Here is a 17,663-nt window from a genome sequence, read left to right as displayed (position 1 = left end):
GCGCGGCGGGCTTACCCTTGGAGATGAATAGATGGCTGACGGATCGACACTACCAAAGGGAGCCCAGACCAAAATTCTGAGGCTCGAAGATGCAGAGCATCAAGCTCAGGCTCTCATCTCCTCTACGGTTCGCAGGATCAGCGAGCTGGAACGATTGCTCATGAACAATCTAGACGGCGAGAGAGCCGATGCAGTCCGCGAGGAGATCGCGCTGCTTCGTCAGCGGCAGGATGAGCATTCGGATCGACATCGCAACGCAGCGGATGTCAATTCAGCTGTACGACGTTGGCTCTCTATGCTCCCTGCCAACGCGGTCTTGTCAGATGCGAAGCGTGCCAAAGTTCGGCCGAAGGGGGACGAGAGCTATCAGACTGCAATCGATCGTGTTCGACGCGAGATCGCGGGCCTGATCTCGGAACGGTTCCGCGTTGAGCAGGCCGGATTGCCGATGGAGGAAATTCGCGCAAAGGCGCGGGATTGGGTCGCACGATGCGCCAAGACCGCACGACCCCGCATAACGGCAACGCACAGCGAGTTCGCGATCAGCTTCGACGTCTTTGACGAACGGGCCTCGGTCCCCTTGCACGACATGGCCGCGATCATGGCTTTCCTCTATCCCGAAAGGTTCTTGAAGCGGATCGATGACGTGATCGAGCAAATGCCGAAACCAACTCTGGCCATGACGGCCGAGCAGAAGGTCAAGCGTCTCCGCGAGATCAAGGACAGTCTGCTCTTGCTCGAAAATCAAGAGGAGATGCTGATCTCGTTGGCTGAAGAACAGGGGCAGATCATCGCGCGTCGTGCGACAGCTTCGCCTGCGGCAATCCTAGGCCTCGTGGTCGATCGAAATAAGACGACAGCCGCGTGACGAATTCTCCTCCCGTTCGCTGCTTCCGGGAGGGGTAACGATGCTGGTTGCTTTATCCGTCCGGACAGCCAGCAACGGACAAGTCGGCGAGTGTCCGTGCTTCATGAACCAACCCCGACAGCCCGTGGTCTATGTCCTTGAGACGCGATGGGCAGGCCCTGTCGTTCCTCCGAAGCTCCCCGGCACCCGGAGGGACGACGGGCCTTTAATTCCACACGCTCATTAGCGGGTCCATGAGTGCCCTTTCCCCTCAAGGACGTCCCAGACAGGGGGAAAGAGCCCGGAGCTGCCCCAGACCGCGCCAAGCGCGATTTAGAGCGGGATTGCTAGCACCGCATCACGCTCCAGAGCTGAGAAACCGGCCTAGGGCCTCATGGGCCACGATCCGTTCGCTTAGCCAATCCTGCACCGACTCCACGTGCTCTCGATCGAAGTGCCATTCGATCATTTTCTGGAGGACGTCTCCAATGTCCTCGCCAGCAATGATGCAGTGACTCCAATTGTTGTCCATCGTGGGGACGCTGTATGGATCGTCGGACCAAGGGTCCAGTCTTCGAAGCATTGATGACGATTTCTCTTCAGACGTTGACATGCTCGTGACGCTCCCCCCTGCTCCTCAGTTTCGAGGAAGCCTTCTGTTGGAATTGCTCCAGTTCCTCCGCGATCGCTTTCCATGCGCTCTCGACCTCACGGGCCAATGTCCGCAATTCCTTGACAGTCCCATCATCCATCAAGCGTGAATAGCTCGCGGCATCGCAAGTGCCCAGTTGCAACGCATGTTTGGCCTTCTTCCGGATGTCGTTGGCCCATATTTTAAAGCTTCGTTCCTCCGGCTTCTCCTCGAAACCGCGGCGTTCACGGATTTGCTTCTGCATTTGTCTGACGGACCACTTACCGTTTGCAGCTTGTTCAAGCCACTTCCGTTGCGCGTCGCGATCGAGCTTGGAGACTACCTTGTGATGGCTCCAACTCAGAGCCTCATTACGTGATGAGGGAGGAACCTTGCGCGATATCGTGCCAAGGTTCATGAGACTACCTGATTTGTACCCCAGCTTCTTGCCAAGGACCTTCAGTTCGTCCTTTCGAATTTTATACGCGTCCTCGCCATAGGCCCACCAATCACCCAGAGCCCATTGCAGGCCCTCCTTTGTCGTGACAAGTTTCTGCCCGATTGCGCTCCAAACTTCGTAATCCAGCTCATCTGGAAGCGAAAGTCCCGTTTGATGCAGCGTCACATCTTCCGGAAAATCGACAGTCAGCACTTCGGCAGCCGCTGCGCGTTCTTCCTCCTCAACTTCGTCGGTGTCTTCGAGACGCACTCGTTTGATCATTGACTTGCACTCCGTGTTCGACACGGAGGCCACCTAAGCCGATACCACTGCAAAATTAACTTGGCTAAATTCAGCCAAGGATGCGAGTTGGTAAATTCAATCGGTAGGGAAATCGAAGTCTTCAAGTAGCGACATGTCAAAATGCTTTTTGCGCATTCGCACATGATCAATGATTAGGCTTTCGTCGGCTTCCGGATACAGCGTCATCGCTGTGCGCAGAAGGGCCGTTCGCATCGGCCCAGGAACTCTCTTCACGTTTTTCCTAGACCGATAGCGGATCATTTCAGAGATCAAGAAGAACGCGGCCAAATACGAATGAAGCGTTCTCGGACTTTTTGAATTGTAGGGATTTGGACGTCCTGGCCGGAGATGCCTCGGCCATGCGCGCGCTTCTTCGGCCGTGGAGTAATCTCGATCACTCTCGTCGGCTTCCCATGATTGCTGCACGTACTGTCGCAGATATTCCTCGATTTGATCGGCAGACTTCTTTCGCATCGGCACTCAGCGGAACGCTAACCGGTTGCAGCTTTAACGCGAGGCCGCGGCGCGTGTGTGCTGGCGGCCTTCTCAGCCATTACCGTCGTGACGAACCTGCTCCCATAGTTTGCAGCGGCCTGCCGAACAACGAGGAATTGTCCGATCATCGCGCCGACATACCAAGACGCTACCTGAACCGACGTCAGCTCGACGAAAGCTGCGAGGCCGAAGCCAATTGTGGCTAAGGCCACGAAACACGCGTAATCGCGCATAAGCAGAAAATCCCTCTGCACATGCTCAATTGATGGCTGATTTTGGAGGGGCTTGTAAAGACCGTACCAGACCTTGTTCTGCTGATCGGGATCGTCCGGCAGCTTGTTTCCGCAGACCTTCTTCAAACGATCCATGTCTATGCGCGGGTCTTTTGGCGCAAGATCGGAAAATGCTCGGTGCCCGGGTAAGGCGTGCCGCCAGCGCAGGAACACGATGCGCGCCTTCATGTCCGCGCTAAGTTGCCCATTGATGACCGTGACGACGACGATTGCGAGCCCTAGCGGCAAGATGTTCGCAGCCTTCGTAATCAACGTCTTCACCCCGTCGATGGTGATCGCGTCCCATTGCATGAGGAGGTAGAACGCGACCGCATTCGCGACGATCGCAAGCCATAGCTGCCAGCGGTTCTGGTCTTTGAGTGATTTTGCCTTGGGCATTAATCAACCCGGATTGTGATCAACGAACCAGCGCCACACGCCGTTGTCCTCGATCTCCAGTTTGATATTCCCGTGATAGCGTGTCGACGGCACGCGTTTACCAGTCTGCTGGCGGTACTTGTTCGACGCATCCGTATCGGGCTTCCGACCTACCGACACGATCGTTAGTTCCGGCGCAATCAACTTGAGTGCTTCTTGATGATAGCCCGTGTCGCGACCGTGATGGCTCGCTTTGAAGAAATCACTCTTCAATCTCGCGCCGTAGAAATTGACCATGTGGTCCCACGCAAGGCTTTCGGCATCCCCGGGCAATAACACGCTGCGGCTACCATGGTGAACGCGGAGCACCAAGCTCACGTCGTTTGACTTCTGCGCGGTGTTACAGGCTCCAATTAGCTCCGGCGTAGGCGACAGAATTTCGATGTTGTCGCCGCCAGGCATCCCGTTCTCGTCCCGGCCGAACGCGAACAGCGCGTCTCCACGCGTGTAGTTTTTGGCCATTCCCGACTGACGCAAAGCCTGATAGTAGTCCCAATCGTCCTTGTCAGCGCTGTTGCTGCGGAACGTCGGTGTCTCTTTTGTGTGACCCGTGTCCCAAAAATTTTCGAAGCCGATGTGCTGGTGGAGCTTCTTAAGCCCGCGCATGTGGTCGAGATCGGGATGCGATTGGATGTACCGCCAAAGCTTCCGGTTTGGGTAGACCCGCTGCATGAACGCGATGGGGTCTGTTAATTCGCGACGCTGCCGAGCCTGGACGGCTGCATACTCGGCGAGGAAGTCGCTCAGTAGTGACGTTGTCGGGGCCTTGTAAGTCCCGAGCAAACCGAGGCCACCAGTTGGTGCGGGAGCGAGCCCCAGATCAATCGCAGCTTGCGAATAAGGCGAGCCCAACAGGCCGGCGCCCGCGAGGCCATTGGTGACTAGATTGGCTTGAGCTTTGCGCCGCTCCTCAGCCAACTCTTCTGCAAACGTCTCGGAATCGAACTCTTGCGAATTGTTGATGTCGATCATCGTCAGGCGGCCTGATGGATGTTCGATGATCGTGCAGTCGCCGTGTCCTACATTCAAAAAATGAATACGAAGCAAGGGTGGCCCTCCGTTGAAATCACGGCCGACACCCTCCCCCAAACTAACGGGCATTCGACCGCTTACCATTACACCTGGTTGTAGAGTTCCATTCCGTCAAGGGTGCGAGTGCTAGATTTGGTAGCTACCCCCCTTTTTGTTCACCCTACATCTATAAATTGGTTGCATGATACCTCTTTAAGGAAGCAGAAATGCTCGAAGGCGGTTTTTGGAGCAAGCAAACTCCCTGCCGCGCATTCCGTGGTAGATCGTTCCGACGTCAGAAAGGAAGCAACATGGCCGCTAGAAATACTGTCGTGATGACGCCGCGCCCCGATCTGCGCTCCGCAGAAGCTAAACGCGTGAAGGCTTACTTCTTGAAAACCAAAAGCGTTGACGCCTGCCTCCGCGCACACAAGAAGCTGGGTTTTTCCCAGCGCGATCTTATGGGCATGATCCGGTACTGGGTTTCCAAGGAGGCAGCTCTGTCATCAGGATCGCGTACCTGGCTCAACTGAGCCGATCCGCAGCATCAGTCCTCGAACGGGCAGCCCCACGGAGTAGTGCGGCCTTTTCTTGCGCGTCTCCGCGCCCCACCTCCATCCGAAGACGCGTCATATGCGCGTCATAGCTCGGATTGTTCTCTCGACCATTACAATCAAATAAACGACTTAGACTAGGTTCTCATTATTGCCGATTGAGACAGCACTGGCCCGCGACCTCTGCTTTCGCCTGCGTCGAATTGGCCGGCCTTAAACCGCGCAGATTAACCTCTTGTCAACGAATTTGGCCAACGATTTCCGTCCAGGAGAGTAAAAGTCATGAAGGGCTCGTCCGACCGCAAAGGTTTGTCGTCGACGTATCTGCGCGCCAGCGAGACCACGGGCACGCACCTTGCGCATTGGCCGCCGCCGCTGCGCGGCAAAGAGAACAAGCCCCTCTTCATCAAGCATCCCGAAGGCGAGCCGGCGAAGCGCGCCAAGCCGCGCGGCTGGCGCCTGACCCGCGCGATCTTCTCCGAATTCGCCGACGACGAATAGCCTCTCGCAGCGTCCCGTGCATCACCTGCTTGATCACCGTCCAACGGTGATGACGACTTTGCCAAACGGGCCCTGGGCGAAAACATCGAGGGCTGAGAGGAAGTCGGCGAACTCGAACTCGGCTTCGATCACCGGCTTCACGCCGATCCGGTCAACCGCGCGCACCAAGTCCTGGAGCCCGCGCCGATGCCCCACGTAAATGGCCTGGATCGTCGCCTGCGCCAAGATGGCGGGCACTGAGGGAAAGCTGGAGTTGAAGCTGTCAATCACGCCAATCAAGGAGATGCGGCCTCCCGGCGCGATTGCCCTCACCGAATTTGCGAGGTTGTCGCCGCCAGCCATCTCCAGAATATGGTCGGCGCCCCGTCCGCCTGTGAGCTCCAACACTGCCGCGGCCCAGTCCGGTCTCGTGGTTCGGTTTATTCCGTGCCGCGCCCCAAGTGCCTTGGCCCGCGCGAGCTTGGCGTCGCTGCTCGAGGTGACGATCACCTCTGCACCGGCGGCTGCGGCGAGTTGGATCGCGAAGATCGACATACCACCCGTACCCTGAACCACCACGATCTCGCCAGGCCTTATTCGCCCAAGCTCCACAAGGCTGGTCCATGCGGTGAGCCCGCAGCACGGCAGGGTGCTCGCCTCTGCGTACGACAAGCTCTCGGGCGCCTTGACCAGCCAAGCCTCGGGGACGACCACGTACTCAGCCAGCACACCCGGCACCGGTCCCCCGAAGCTCGCCACCACGCCGGCGATGCGCGGGGGCGGACCGTCCATCCAGTCCGTGTTGAAATTGTTGATCACCCGCTCGCCCATGGTGAAGCGCGACACACCAGCGCCCAAGGCCTCGATTTCTCCGGCAAGATCGGAGCAAGGCGTGAACGGCAGGCCGTAGCTCGCATAGCCGTTGTTGTCGATCGAGAGGCGATCTCGATAATTGAGTGACACAGCGTGCACGCGCACCAACACCTCGCCAGTACCGGGCGACGGCCTGGGGATCTCTTCAAGCTTCAGACAATCGCGTCCAGGCCCTCGAACCTGCCAAGTCTTCATCGCGCTCTCCAACCTGTCGCACGCTCCGAAGGTGATCTATATTGGGGTTCAGACGTCCGCATTGGCGGTCATTTGTCCGTTCAATGGCGATAGATCTTCTCCCGAGGCGGCCATGGTTGATCGTTTGAGCGGAATTTCCGTTTTCGTGCAGGTCGCGGATTCCGGCAGTTTCGCGCGCGCCTCTGAACAACTCGGTCTCACCAGATCGGCGGTCGGCAAGACGATCGCCCGCCTGGAGGAGCGGCTGGGCGTCCGCCTCTTCAACCGTACAACCCGCGCGCAAAGCCTGACCGACGAGGGCCAGAGCTTCTACGAGCGCTGCCAACGCATTCTGGCCGATATCCAAGCGGCCGAAGCGGCGTTGGGTGGCAGTGATCGCTCGCCAACAGGGGTGCTCCGCGTTAGCGCTCCAGTCTTGCTGGGCCGGCTCTGCGTCGCGCCCATCCTGGTCGGGCTGACCCGTCGGCACCCCTCCATGGAGCTTGATCTCCGGTTCGCCGACCATCTTGTCGATCTCGTCGAGGAGCGGATCGATTTGGCCGTGCGGATCGGGCCTTTGCCCGACCGTGCCGGACTGATCGCGCGCAGCCTCGACGCATTCGACATGGTGGTGTGCGCAGCGCCGACCTACCTCGCGACGCGGGGCTGCCCATCCGATCTGAGCGAGCTCCCAAGCCACGATTGTCTCCCCTATGCCCGTCGTGGCGGGCGCGCCGAGCCCTGGCGGTTCGCGACGAAGGACGGTGCCGTGATCGAATTCGCCGTCGGCGGCCGTATTCGGCTGGACGACCTGGAGGCCGTGGCCGGGGCTGCGGTGAATGGCGCTGGGATCGCTTGCCTTCCGACCTGGTTGGTCGACAGCCGGCTCCAATCAGGTCAACTCGTGAGGGTTCTCAATGACCACCGAGCTCTCGGCAACTCTGTCTACGCTGTGTGGTCCCAGGCGGCACATGCGCCTTCAAGAGTCCGCGTGGCGGTGAACGAGCTGAGACAGTGCATGCCGGCCAGGTTAGCTCGGCCCTATGCAGCGCACTGAGCAGATCAAGCGCTCCTTGCAGTTCCGTGATCCAGCCCGCATTCCCTAAGTTAGGGCGACACCTTGACGAGGATCACTTCTCCGGCTTCTTGCCGCCGGTCTTCATCTCGCGATAACGCGCCGCGCCGCCCTCGCGAATGGTCTGCTGGTTGCGCTCCAGCGCCATCGCGTCGTCGGGTACGTCCTTCGTGATCACCGAGCCCGAGCCGATATAGGCGCCCTTGCCGATCGTCACCGGAGCGACCAGCGAGGAGTTGGTGCCGACGAAGGCGCCCTGCCCGATCACCGTCTTGTGCTTCTTGAAGCCGTCGTAGTTGCAGGTGATGGTGCCGGCACCGATGTTGGAATTGGCGCCGATTGTGGCGTCGCCGATATAGGAGAGATGGTTGACCTTGACGCCGGCCTCCAGCGTCGCCGCCTTGGTCTCCACGAAATTGCCGATGCGCGCGCCGTCGCCGAGCGAGGTGCCGGGCCGCAATCGTGCATAGGGACCGATCGAGACCTTCTTGCCGAGCGTGGTCTCGACGATATGCGAGAACGAATGGATCACCGTGCCGTCCGCGATCGACACGCCGGGGCCGATCACGACGAACGGCTCGATGGTGACGTCCTTGCCGAACACGGTGTCAGTGGACAGATACACCGTCTCGGGCGCGATCAAGGTGACGCCGGCCTCCATCGCCGCCTTGCGCAAGCGCGCCTGCATCACGCTTTCAGCTTCCGCGAGCTGCGCCTTGGTGTTGATGCCGCGCACCTCGTCCTCGCTGGTCTCGATCACCACGGACTCCCATCCCTGCCTGCGGACGATTTCGACCGCATCCGTCAGATAATATTCGCCCTTCGAATTCGCATTGCCGATCTGGCCGAGAATGTCGAGCGCACGGCGGCCGTCGATCGCCATCACCCCGGCGTTGCACAGATCGATCTTGCGCTCGTCCGCGCTGGCGTCGGCCTGCTCGCGGATCGCAACCAGGCGGTCGCCCTCGACGATGAAGCGGCCGTAGCCGGTCGGATCGGCGGCTCGAAAGCCGAGCGCGGCGATCGCAGCGCCGCGGGCGAGCGGCGCACGCAGCCGCGCAAAGGTCTCGGCCGAGATCAGCGGCGTGTCGCCGAACGCGATCAGGAGATCATCCACGCCGCGCCCGATCGCCTCGCGCGCCGCCAGCACCGCATGCGCGGTGCCAAGCCGCTCGGTTTGCACGAAGGTCAGCGCGTCGGGGCGGATGCGCTTGGCCTCGTCGGCGACTGCCTGATGATCGGGGCCGATCACGACGGCGAGCGAGGTGCCGGTTCCCTTGGGTGCGGCGGCGAGCACATGGGCGAGCAGACTCTGATGAGCGACCGGATGCAGCACCTTCGGCAGGCTCGATCGCATGCGCGTGCCTTCGCCGGCGGCGAGCACGATCGTGAGGCTGGAACGGGCGGTCATCGAAATCCTGACAGCTATGGCCGAATCAAAATTGGCGCGGCGGGCGGTGAGGCCCTCGGGAGCTATCGCCTTGCTACCCCCGCAAACGCCCGGAATTCAAGTGCGGCGCGCTTTTCCTGTTAATGTTCCGTGATTGATTCGGGGAAGCCGGACAGGGCTGGGCGCTTAATATTCATGGCAAAGGATTCCGACCCTCTGGCGGATGCCTTCTCCACCAAGGAGACCGGCGGGCTGTTCTCCGGACTTTTGGCCGAGGAAAGCGCCTTCGACCGGCGCATGATGTGGCGGCTGGGCTCGTGGGGCGTGGCGGCCGTCGGCGCCGTCGTCGTTGCCGTGATGGCCAACCAGGCCCAACTCGGCTGGCGGCGCGACCAGGTTGCGTCCGCCGATCTCGTGCGGCAGGCCGACCGGCTGCAGCTGCTGACCAAGGAAAGCCAGAACGAAGCGCGCCGGCTCGCCGCCGCGATCGAGACGCTGAACAGCGACCGCGACCGGCTGTATTCGCGCGTCACGGTGCTGGAGCAGGGGCTCGATTCCGTCACTGGCGCCATTGCCAAGCAAGCCACCACGCCGCCGGGCGCGAAGCCGCAGGAGGCAGCACCAGCGCCCAGCATCGCGCCGGTCGCCTCGACGCCGGCGCCGGCGGGCGAGAAGCCGCGCAGCGAAGCCGCCAAGGATTCTCAAAAGGATTCTCAGAAGGACACTCCGAAGGAAACGTTGAAGGAGCCCCCGCCGCAGACCGCGGCCGCCGCCTCGCTCGTGCAGCAGAATCCGGTCATGAATTCGGCGCTGCCGACCATTCCGCTGGTGCCCGCCAAGTCGCTCATGGCCCCGCCGGATCCGGCCGCATCGAAACTGATTCAACCCGAGCCGGCTGAGAAGGCCGCAGAGAAGAAGACCGAGCCGGCAGCCGCCGCGGCCGAAATCGTCGTGGCAACAACGAAAGCGCCGGACGCAGCCGAGACCGAAGCCCCTGCCATCGCGGTTCAGCAGACGCGCTTTGCGATCGATCTCGGCGGCGCCAATTCGATCGACGGCCTGCGCGCGCTCTGGCGCGGCGTGACCAAGTCCAACCCGGAGATCGCAGCGCTGCGGCCGATCATCATGATCAAGGAAGGCACCACCGGCCTCGGCATGCAGCTCCGTCTGGGTGCCGGCCCTCTGGTCAACGCCGCCGCCGCCGCAAAATTCTGCGCAAGCCTCGCCGAGAGCGACCGTCACTGCGAGACCACCGTGTTCGACGGCCAGCGCCTATCGATGCGCGGCTCGGAGAAGACGCCGGACAAGGGACCAGAGAAATCCCAAGACAGGGTTCAAGACAGGGTTCAGGACAAGAGCTCCGAGAAGAACCAGGACGCCGCTCCGCAAGCCGAGACTGCACCCACGCCCAGTGCAAAGCCCGAGAAGCCGGACAAGCGCCGCCGCAGCTATTCGTCAAAGCGCTCCTCGAAGCGCGAGGAGCCCGCGCCCCCACCCGCGGCGCAGCCGGCGCCGGCCAAGCCGGAGACCACGTCGGCGACATCGACGCTGTCGTCGTTCTTCAGGCGCTAGAACGCCCTGTCCGCGACGGAAGCCGCTTGCATGCGGCGATCGGACGCTGGCCTTTTGCAACGGGTTTGCGTTCTTTCACGGCGCCCCGCCTTTCCCTAGCTTTGCGGAATTCGATGAACGAACTTGATGATGTGCTGAGGCTGCTCGTCGCCGCAGGTACGGGCCTCCTGATCGGCATCGACCGTGACATGAACGACAAGCCGGTGGGAATGCGAACCCTCGCGCTGGTCGCTCTCGGCTCCGCCCTGGTGTCGATCTCCGTGATCGAGTTCCAGAATTTGCGCGACCACCCGGATGCGATCTCCAGGGTCATCCAGGGCGTCGTTGCGGGCGTATTGACCGGTGTCGGCTTCATCGGCGCAGGCGTCATCCTGCACGACAGCAAGGCGAAGACGGTTCACGGCCTCACCACGGCCGCAACCGTGTGGATTGCGGCCGGCCTCGGCATCGCCTGCGCACTCGGCGCGTGGCTGCTGGTTGGCGCCGCGATCGCGGTGACGCTGCTCGTGCTGTTCGCTCTCGGCTGGGTCGAGCGCCGGCTGGGCTTGAAATAGGACGCCAGGGACATGCCGGAACATACCAAATGATACGGAGGAGGTTCGCGTAAGAAGGCACTATCCGCGGCGAATTCGATTCGGAGCGGAGATGACGGACGCGAACTTTCTGCGGGAGCAACTCGCGTTGATCCGCGAACTGGCCGACCGCGCGGACCCCCACATCCGGAAGCGACTGCTTGCATTGGCCGAAAAATACGAGCGCCGGCTGGCGGAGCAGAGCCGGAACACGCAAGGTCGCAGCTGATCGCTTTGGCGCAGGCGATGATCTATTCCATGCGCGCCTTTTCCTTCAGATCGCGGATGCGCATCTCCGCCTCGTCCTTGGTCTGGACGATGTCCGACCAATCCTCCACCCGCGCCTCCTTGCTCAGCCTCTTGAGCTCGCTCAGCTGCTGCTGCGTCGGCTTGTCCATGCCTCACTCCTCGACCGCAATTGCGTTGGGCCACACAATGTTCAGAACCGGCGGGATGCGCGCGTGTTCCTGGACGATGCGCGGGCCCGCCGGATCAACAGAAACATCGCCTGCCCTGTTGCTTGCCCGCGTCATCCCGACCATATTGCCGCCATGACAAAGAAGCCCTTCCGCCTCACGCCCTACCAGGTGCAGTTCCTGCTCGTGGTCGGATTCGTCACCGTCGGCTGCGCGCTCTACGTGCGCTACCTCGCGATCGAGTTGTCGCAGGTCGCGCTCGCCTGCGACGCCGGGCTTCAGACGCTGGTCTGCAAGTCGCGGTCGGTCGCGACCGTGCTGTTCAAGAATTCGGTGTTCGGTATCGTCGCGCTGGTGGTTGCGACGCTGAACCTGATGCGGCCCTCGATCGTGCTGCTGACGGTCGGCCTCATCGCGGCCGGCCTCGGCATCGTGCTCTACAATGTCGTGCTGTCGGGCCTTGCGATCGGCCTGCTCATTCTTGGCTTTGCTCGGCCCGCGCCCGCCACAGCGTGAGGGCGAACAACAGATAGATCGCGCAGGTCCACAGCGACTGCCAATTGTCGCGGCCTTCGTTGAACAGCACGTACACGGCCGACAGCGCCAGCACCCCCGCGAACACCGCTTCGGCGATCGGACGCTGGCCGATTTGCGGCCGGTTCAACATCAAAAGCGCAAACGGCACCACGGCCATCGTCAGCGCGGCGTAGGGGAAGTCCTTGTAGCGCGGGTCGAACACGAAGCCGAGCGCGGTCGCGGCCGCGATCACCGCCGTCACCGCCAGCGTCAGGCCGAGCACCGCAGTGAGCTTCGACCATTTCCGGCCCTCGCGCGGGCCGAGCAGGTCGAGGAAGGTCGGCAGGCTGCGGCCGATCACCATCGCCTGCGCGCAGAAGATCGGTGACAGGATGCCGGCCAGCAGCAATGCTCCCCAGAGCAGCCAGCCGCCGATCCCGTAGCTCTCGTAATACATCTTGTCGGCGCCGATCCCGAGCAGGATTCCCGCCGTCGTCGCCGAGATGCCGACGCCGAGCCAGGCCGGGAAGCGCGGCGTCCACGGCCGCCGGCGCAGCGTGATCACCGCGACCGCGAACACCAGCACGGAAAGGCCCATGCCCGCGCCCATGTACCATTTCCAGTACGGGAAATTGCTGATCGGCTCGCCCGGCGGATATTTCAGGCTGCGGCGCACCGAGTCGTAGAGCCCCCAATAGCCGCCGACGGTGCCTTCCAGCCTGCGCTTCCACGGCTGGTCGTAGGACTCGATCAGGTTGACGCGGAACTTCTGTGCCTTCGCAAGGCTCAGGATTTCCGAGACGACACGCGCCTGGTTGGCGCGCGAGGGCAGCGCGCCGTCGCGCATGCGCCCCGCGCTCGGCCAGCCGGTTTCGCCGATCAGGATCTCCTTGCCGGGAAATGCCACCGCCATGCGCTCGCGGATCGCCTCGACATGGGCGGAGGCGAATTTCGCCTTGATGGGGAAGTCCTCCCAATACGGCAGGATGTGGATCGTGACGAAATCGACCGCGTCATAGACCTCGCGGTTCTTCAGCCAATATTCCCAGACATCGGCATAGGTGACGGGCACGCTGACCTGGGTCTTGACCAGGCGGATGAGGGAGACGAGGTCCGCTGTCGTCATCTCACCGCGCAGCAGCACCTCGTTGCCGACGATGACCGCGGTGATGATGTCGGGGAATTGCTTGATGAGGCGGATGGCGAGGCCGGCCTGCTCGAAATTCTTGGTGCGGTTGCTGGAGAGCCAGATGCCCTGCAGCACTTTCAGCCCGCCGACCTTGGCGGCGATCGCCGGCACCTGGTCGAGCCCGTTCTCCATCGAATAGGTGCGGACGCAGTCGGTGATCTCTTTGAGCTGGCGCAGGTCCTGCTCGATCTGGTCGGCCTCGATATGGGTCCATGCGTCCAGCGGCGACTGCTCGCCGCGGAACGGCGCGTAGGAGACGCATTGAACCTTGTCGGCGGGGTCGATCGGGGCGCGCGCGAGCGTGATCGGCGTGGCAAGCCACCACCACACGGCAGCGATCGCACCCAGTGAGACGAGCAGAAGCGCCAGTGGCGTACGAAGAGAAATCGGTTCCGTCCTCCGCGAAGGGCCGTCGATTACCTTCTCGCACGCCGTCTGCCAAGGGGGCACCCCCACTGGACCCCTTCGCGCCCCCAAGGGAATTTACCTGCGGCCGTTCGACCGTGATCTAGGATCGTGACTTTGCTGGACAAAATTCGAAATACAGGTCATGGACTCCGAAAGACTTTTCCGCCGCATTGGAGACCCATTTGGACGCCATCAGCTGGCGCGTCCGCGGGGCTCCTGACGCGGACGGCCAGCGGATACATTGGGGAATTCATGCGGCAACGGGTGTTCGAGTCACGAAATGCGGTCCTGCGGCAGTTCGCCGCCACCTTGGCCGTATCCTGCCTGCTCGTTCTGATCGGTGTTGGCGGCGCCTCCGCCCAGAGCGGCACGCCGGCCCCCGACCAGGGCAAGGCGGCCGCCCAGCCCGCCGACGCCGCCAAGGACGCCGCCCAGAATCAGCGCCGCACCGACGAGTTCGCGGAAGCCGCCCAGGTCATCAACGGCCCGGCCGGCAATCCCGAATGCGTCTGGCTCGGCCGGCGCGTGGTGCGGCTGATGTGGCGGGATGACCTCGATACCGCGTTCCGCCATCTCGACCTCTACGACCGCTTCGGCTGCCCCGGCGGCCACATCCAGGCCGCGTTCCGCTGCCTGACCCGCTTCGGCGGCCAGATCGATCCCAAGGTGGCTGAGACCCTGGACAGTCGCGTGCACGCGTGCTGGATCAACCCGGCCGCCCAGCCGCAGCAGGCGGCGGCCGCGGCCTCCCAGCCGGCAGCGCCAGCCGCCAATGCGCAGCCGCAGCCGGCCGCGAGCCCCTCGCCGGCGGCCAGCCCGTCCCCGACGCCGGCGAAATAGCCCGAGCTCTTAAATAGCTCGGCTCGTTTCAGCTGCCGTTCAGGAACGATCGGCCATAGACACGGTTGGCACTGCCGCGCGTCGTTCGAAAAGGCATGCCCTCATAAGGACATGAGGCCATGACAGTTGTGAAACCGCGCGGCAGAGGTATGCTTCCTTTGCCGCGGACACGGTCGGATCTCGGGGTCAGATCCGCTTCCCTGCCACCTCAGCCCCTATTGGTTTAGCCGCGATGCGCGTTGTCGCCGCCGTTCTGTTGCTCGTGTCTGCGCTCCATGCAGGCGTGTGGGGAGTCCTGCGCGACAGGGAACCTGCGCCGGACTTCAAAGGCCTGTTGCCCAGCGTCTCCTACGCGCCGTTCGAAGGCTCGGCCCACCCCGACATCGACAACATCCCGACGGTCGAGAAAATCCGCGCCGACCTGAAGACGCTGTCGACCATGACGCGCGCGATCCGCCTCTATTCGTCCACGGGCGGCGTCGAGCTGGTGCCGCCGATCGCGGCCGAGTTCGGCCTCAAAGTTACCGTCGGCGCCTGGATCGACAAGGACAAGGATCGCAACGAGCGCGAGATCAAGGCCGCCATCGAGCTCGCCCGCAAGAACAGCAACGTCGTCGGCGTCGTCGTCGGCAACGAGGTGATCTACCGCGGCGAGCAGAAGGTCGAAGACCTCATCGACATGATCAAGAAGGTGAAGGGCTCGGTCCGCGTGCCCGTCACCACCGGCGAGATCTGGAACATCTGGCGCGACAATCCCGAGCTCGCCTCCAGTGTCGATTTCATCGCCGCGCACGTGCTGCCCTACTGGGAAAACTTCCGCTCGGACCAGGCGGTGGACCAGGCCGTCGACCGCTACAACCTGCTGCGCAACCTGTTCCCCGGCAAGCGCATCGTGATCGCCGAGTTCGGCTGGCCGAGCCAGGGCTACAACTTGCGCAACGCCGATCCCGGCCCGTTCCAGCAGGCACTGGTGCTGCGCAACTTCGTCAGCCGCGCCGAAGCCATCGGCATGGAATACAACATCGTCGAAGCCATCGATCAGCCCTGGAAATTCTTCGAAGGCGGCGTCGGTCCGTATTGGGGCGTCCTCAATGCCAGCCGCGAGCCGAAATTCGCCTGGACCGGCCCGGTGGAGAATCCCGACTACTGGAAGCTGATGGGCATCGCGCTGTTGGTCGGCGTGCTGCTATCGCTGCCGATCCTGCGGATCGAGAAAGCGACCGCCAGGCAGGCCTTCCTGCTGTCGGCGACCGCCAATGGCGTCGGCGCCTGGGCCGCGACCGTGTTCGCGTTCTGGAACAGCCACTACTTCATCTTCGGCTCGGCCTTCGCGCTGACGCTCGGCATGATCCTCCTTGTTCCGCTCGTCCTCATCGCGATGGCGCGCATCGACGAGATCGCCGCGGTCGCCTTCGGCCGGCCGCCGCAGCGGCTGATTACGAAGGACAAGCCGGTCGAGAACGTGCCCGAGAATTACTGCCCGAAGGTCTCGATCCACATCCCCGCTTATTTCGAGCCGGTCGAGATGCTGAAGCAGACGCTGGATGCGCTGTCGCGGCTGAACTATCCCAACTACGAATGCGTGGTCATCATCAACAACACGCCGGACCCCGCCTTCTGGCAGCCGATCCAGGACCATTGCCGCGCGCTCGGTGAACGCTTCAAGTTCATCAACGCCGAGAAGGTGCAAGGCTTCAAGGCCGGCGCGCTGCGCATCGCGATGGACCGCACCGCGGCCGATGCCGAGATCATCGGCATCCTCGATGCCGATTACGTCGTCGAGCCCGACTGGCTGAAGGACCTCGTGCCCGCTTTCGCCGACCCGCGCGTCGGCCTGGTGCAGGCACCGCAGGAGCATCGCGACGGCGATCTGTCGATCATGCACTACATCATGAACGGCGAATATGCCGGCTTCTTCGACATCGGCATGGTCCAGCGCAACGAGCTCAACGCCGTCATCGTGCACGGCACGATGTGCCTGATCCGCCGCGCCGCGATGGACATGGCCGGCGGCTGGTCGAGCGACACCATCTGCGAGGATAGCGATCTCGGCCTTGCGATCCAGGAGCTCGGCTGGACCACCCACTACACCAACACGCGCTACGGCGCGGGCCTCTTGCCCGACACCTACGAGGCCTTCAAGAAGCAGCGGCACCGCTGGGCGTATGGCGGCCTGCAGATCGTCAAGAAGCACTGGCGCCGCTTCCTGCCGGGTGCGAGCCGGCTGACGCCCGACCAGAAGCGCGAATATGGCCTGGGTTGGCTGAACTGGCTGGGCGCCGAAAGCCTCGGCGTGGTCGTGGCGCTGCTCAACCTCGTCTGGGTGCCGATCGTCGCCTTCGCCGACATCGCCATCCCCGACAAGATCCTGACGCTGCCGATCATCGGCGCCTTCGTCGTCTCGCTGGTGCACTTCCTGTCGATGTACCGCGCCCGCGTCGCCATCCAGCCCGGCCAGATGCTGGGTGCCATGATCGCGGCGATGAGCGTGCAATGGACGGTGTCGCGCGCGGTGGCGCAGGGCCTGATCACCGAGCACATCGCCTTCGCCCGCACCTCCAAGGGCGGCCTTAGCAGGATGTCGATCGAGTTCCAGGCGTTCTGGGAGGCCGTGATCGGCATCCTGCTCATCGTTGGCGCCGGCGTCCTGGTCGCCTCCAACAGCTTCCGCCAGATCACCGAGATCTACATCTTCGCCGGCGTCCTGGTGCTGCAGAGCCTTCCGTTCCTGGCCGCCGTCGCGATCGCCATCCTCGAGCTCAGCCGCATCAACTCGTTCCAGTTCTGGCGCGATAGCGCGATCCGCACCGCCGAGCTGATCGGCCTGCGCCCGGTCGCGCTGCCCCACCCGACCGGCACGCCGCAGCCTGTGCCGAGCGAGGTGCGGCGGGAGACGAACTGATCCGGCTCCACGCCGGTCTTCGGACCTCGTGCTTGGAAGTCACGTGGTCTTCGGCGTGGATGACCGGCCGCCAATTGAGGTGAGAATTTTGGCCTAAGCGACGGATAACCCAAGCAAATCCCAGCTCCTGCCGCGATCTTCGGCAGCCACCCGCACTATTGACCTCCGCTGCCACTCCCCCTACACAGCCCGTGCCGAAGGCATGATCCGGAAACAACCGGTTTTCCCCGCAACGCGATTTTCAGCGAAGCGGCAAGACATGCCTC

At 62.6% G+C, this 17,663-nt stretch carries 18 protein-coding genes; 10 read left to right on the top strand and 8 right to left on the bottom strand.

Annotated elements, in window-relative coordinates:
- Positions 1–31 precede the first annotated feature (31 nt).
- Positions 32–868 carry a hypothetical protein gene (locus XI05_RS25125; protein ID WP_271506816.1) on the top strand — a complete coding sequence of 279 codons (837 nt, stop codon included), beginning with the start codon at positions 32–34 and terminating at the stop codon, positions 866–868.
- Positions 869–1,446: 578 nt separating this feature from the next.
- Here XI05_RS25125 and XI05_RS25120 read toward each other — a convergent pair.
- The 4 genes from XI05_RS25120 to XI05_RS25105 form a co-directional block, all read right to left on the bottom strand.
- Complete coding sequence (locus tag XI05_RS25120) at positions 1,447–2,199, bottom strand: hypothetical protein (RefSeq protein ID WP_271506814.1); 753 nt, start codon at positions 2,197–2,199, stop codon at positions 1,447–1,449.
- 96 nt (positions 2,200–2,295) lie between these two features.
- Positions 2,296–2,694, bottom strand: coding sequence for a hypothetical protein (locus tag XI05_RS25115; protein ID WP_271506811.1), 399 nt, complete (start codon positions 2,692–2,694; stop codon positions 2,296–2,298).
- A gap of 17 nt (positions 2,695–2,711) precedes the next feature.
- Positions 2,712–3,386, bottom strand: a complete 675-nt coding sequence (locus XI05_RS25110; protein WP_271506808.1) for a hypothetical protein — start codon at positions 3,384–3,386, stop codon at positions 2,712–2,714.
- 3 nt (positions 3,387–3,389) lie between these two features.
- Positions 3,390–4,472: a ComEC/Rec2 family competence protein gene (locus XI05_RS25105; protein ID WP_271506803.1), complete on the bottom strand. Its 1,083-nt coding sequence runs from the start codon at positions 4,470–4,472 to the stop codon at positions 3,390–3,392.
- Between the two features lie 191 nt (positions 4,473–4,663).
- On the opposite strand from XI05_RS25105, the gene XI05_RS25100 reads away from it, so the two are divergent.
- Complete coding sequence (locus XI05_RS25100; RefSeq protein ID WP_271506800.1) at positions 4,664–4,969, top strand: hypothetical protein; 306 nt, start codon at positions 4,664–4,666, stop codon at positions 4,967–4,969.
- A gap of 303 nt (positions 4,970–5,272) precedes the next feature.
- On the top strand, positions 5,273–5,491 hold the full coding sequence (locus XI05_RS25095; protein ID WP_212257132.1) for a hypothetical protein: 219 nt from the start codon (positions 5,273–5,275) through the stop codon (positions 5,489–5,491).
- Between the two features lie 33 nt (positions 5,492–5,524).
- On the opposite strand, the gene XI05_RS25090 is transcribed toward XI05_RS25095, so the two are convergent.
- A complete protein-coding gene (locus XI05_RS25090) occupies positions 5,525–6,538 on the bottom strand; it encodes a zinc-dependent alcohol dehydrogenase family protein (RefSeq protein WP_271506797.1) in 1,014 nt (337 codons plus the stop codon).
- A 112-nt stretch (positions 6,539–6,650) separates the two neighbouring features.
- Here XI05_RS25090 and XI05_RS25085 point away from each other — a divergent pair, with 112 nt between their 5' ends.
- Entirely contained in the window at positions 6,651–7,574 is a 924-nt protein-coding gene (locus XI05_RS25085) for a LysR family transcriptional regulator (RefSeq protein ID WP_271506796.1), read from the top strand.
- A gap of 73 nt (positions 7,575–7,647) precedes the next feature.
- On the opposite strand, the gene glmU is transcribed toward XI05_RS25085, so the two are convergent.
- Positions 7,648–9,003: a bifunctional UDP-N-acetylglucosamine diphosphorylase/glucosamine-1-phosphate N-acetyltransferase GlmU gene (gene glmU / locus XI05_RS25080; protein WP_271506791.1), complete on the bottom strand. Its 1,356-nt coding sequence runs from the start codon at positions 9,001–9,003 to the stop codon at positions 7,648–7,650.
- Between the two features lie 174 nt (positions 9,004–9,177).
- Between glmU and XI05_RS25075 the strand changes: the two genes are divergently transcribed.
- The 3 genes from XI05_RS25075 to XI05_RS25065 all read left to right on the top strand — a co-directional run bounded on the left by XI05_RS25075 (position 9,178) and on the right by XI05_RS25065 (position 11,355).
- Positions 9,178–10,554, top strand: a complete 1,377-nt coding sequence (locus XI05_RS25075; RefSeq protein ID WP_271506788.1) for a hypothetical protein — start codon at positions 9,178–9,180, stop codon at positions 10,552–10,554.
- Positions 10,555–10,667: 113 nt separating this feature from the next.
- On the top strand, positions 10,668–11,108 hold the full coding sequence (locus XI05_RS25070; protein WP_172783747.1) for an MgtC/SapB family protein: 441 nt from the start codon (positions 10,668–10,670) through the stop codon (positions 11,106–11,108).
- Between the two features lie 91 nt (positions 11,109–11,199).
- A complete protein-coding gene (locus XI05_RS25065; protein ID WP_172783746.1) occupies positions 11,200–11,355 on the top strand; it encodes a hypothetical protein in 156 nt (51 codons plus the stop codon).
- Positions 11,356–11,377: 22 nt separating this feature from the next.
- Here XI05_RS25065 and XI05_RS25060 read toward each other — a convergent pair whose 3' ends face one another.
- On the bottom strand, positions 11,378–11,524 hold the full coding sequence (locus XI05_RS25060; RefSeq protein ID WP_271506785.1) for a hypothetical protein: 147 nt from the start codon (positions 11,522–11,524) through the stop codon (positions 11,378–11,380).
- Positions 11,525–11,677: 153 nt separating this feature from the next.
- Between XI05_RS25060 and XI05_RS25055 the strand changes: the two genes are divergently transcribed.
- Positions 11,678–12,058: a hypothetical protein gene (locus tag XI05_RS25055; RefSeq protein ID WP_260379225.1), complete on the top strand. Its 381-nt coding sequence runs from the start codon at positions 11,678–11,680 to the stop codon at positions 12,056–12,058.
- On the opposite strand, the gene XI05_RS25050 is transcribed toward XI05_RS25055, so the two are convergent.
- The gene (locus XI05_RS25050; protein ID WP_271506782.1) at positions 12,018–13,577 is read right to left on the bottom strand and encodes a glycoside hydrolase family 17 protein; all 1,560 of its coding nucleotides are present in this window, start codon (positions 13,575–13,577) and stop codon (positions 12,018–12,020) included. The genes XI05_RS25055 and XI05_RS25050 overlap by 41 nt on opposite strands.
- Positions 13,578–13,907: 330 nt before the next feature.
- Between XI05_RS25050 and XI05_RS25045 the strand changes: the two genes are divergently transcribed.
- Both XI05_RS25045 and XI05_RS25040 read left to right on the top strand, forming a co-directional pair.
- On the top strand, positions 13,908–14,495 hold the full coding sequence (locus XI05_RS25045) for a beta-1-3, beta-1-6-glucan biosynthesis protein (RefSeq protein ID WP_271506779.1): 588 nt from the start codon (positions 13,908–13,910) through the stop codon (positions 14,493–14,495).
- A 232-nt stretch (positions 14,496–14,727) separates the two neighbouring features.
- Positions 14,728–17,397 (top strand): glycosyltransferase, encoded by a 2,670-nt coding sequence (locus tag XI05_RS25040; RefSeq protein WP_271506776.1) that lies wholly within the window; start codon positions 14,728–14,730, stop codon positions 17,395–17,397.
- The last annotated feature ends 266 nt before the right edge of the window (positions 17,398–17,663 follow it).

The sequence above is a fragment of the Bradyrhizobium sp. CCBAU 11357 genome (genome assembly GCF_028128865.1).
Lineage (GTDB): Bacteria > Pseudomonadota > Alphaproteobacteria > Rhizobiales > Xanthobacteraceae > Bradyrhizobium.
This window is presented reverse-complemented; position numbering and strand designations above follow the sequence as displayed.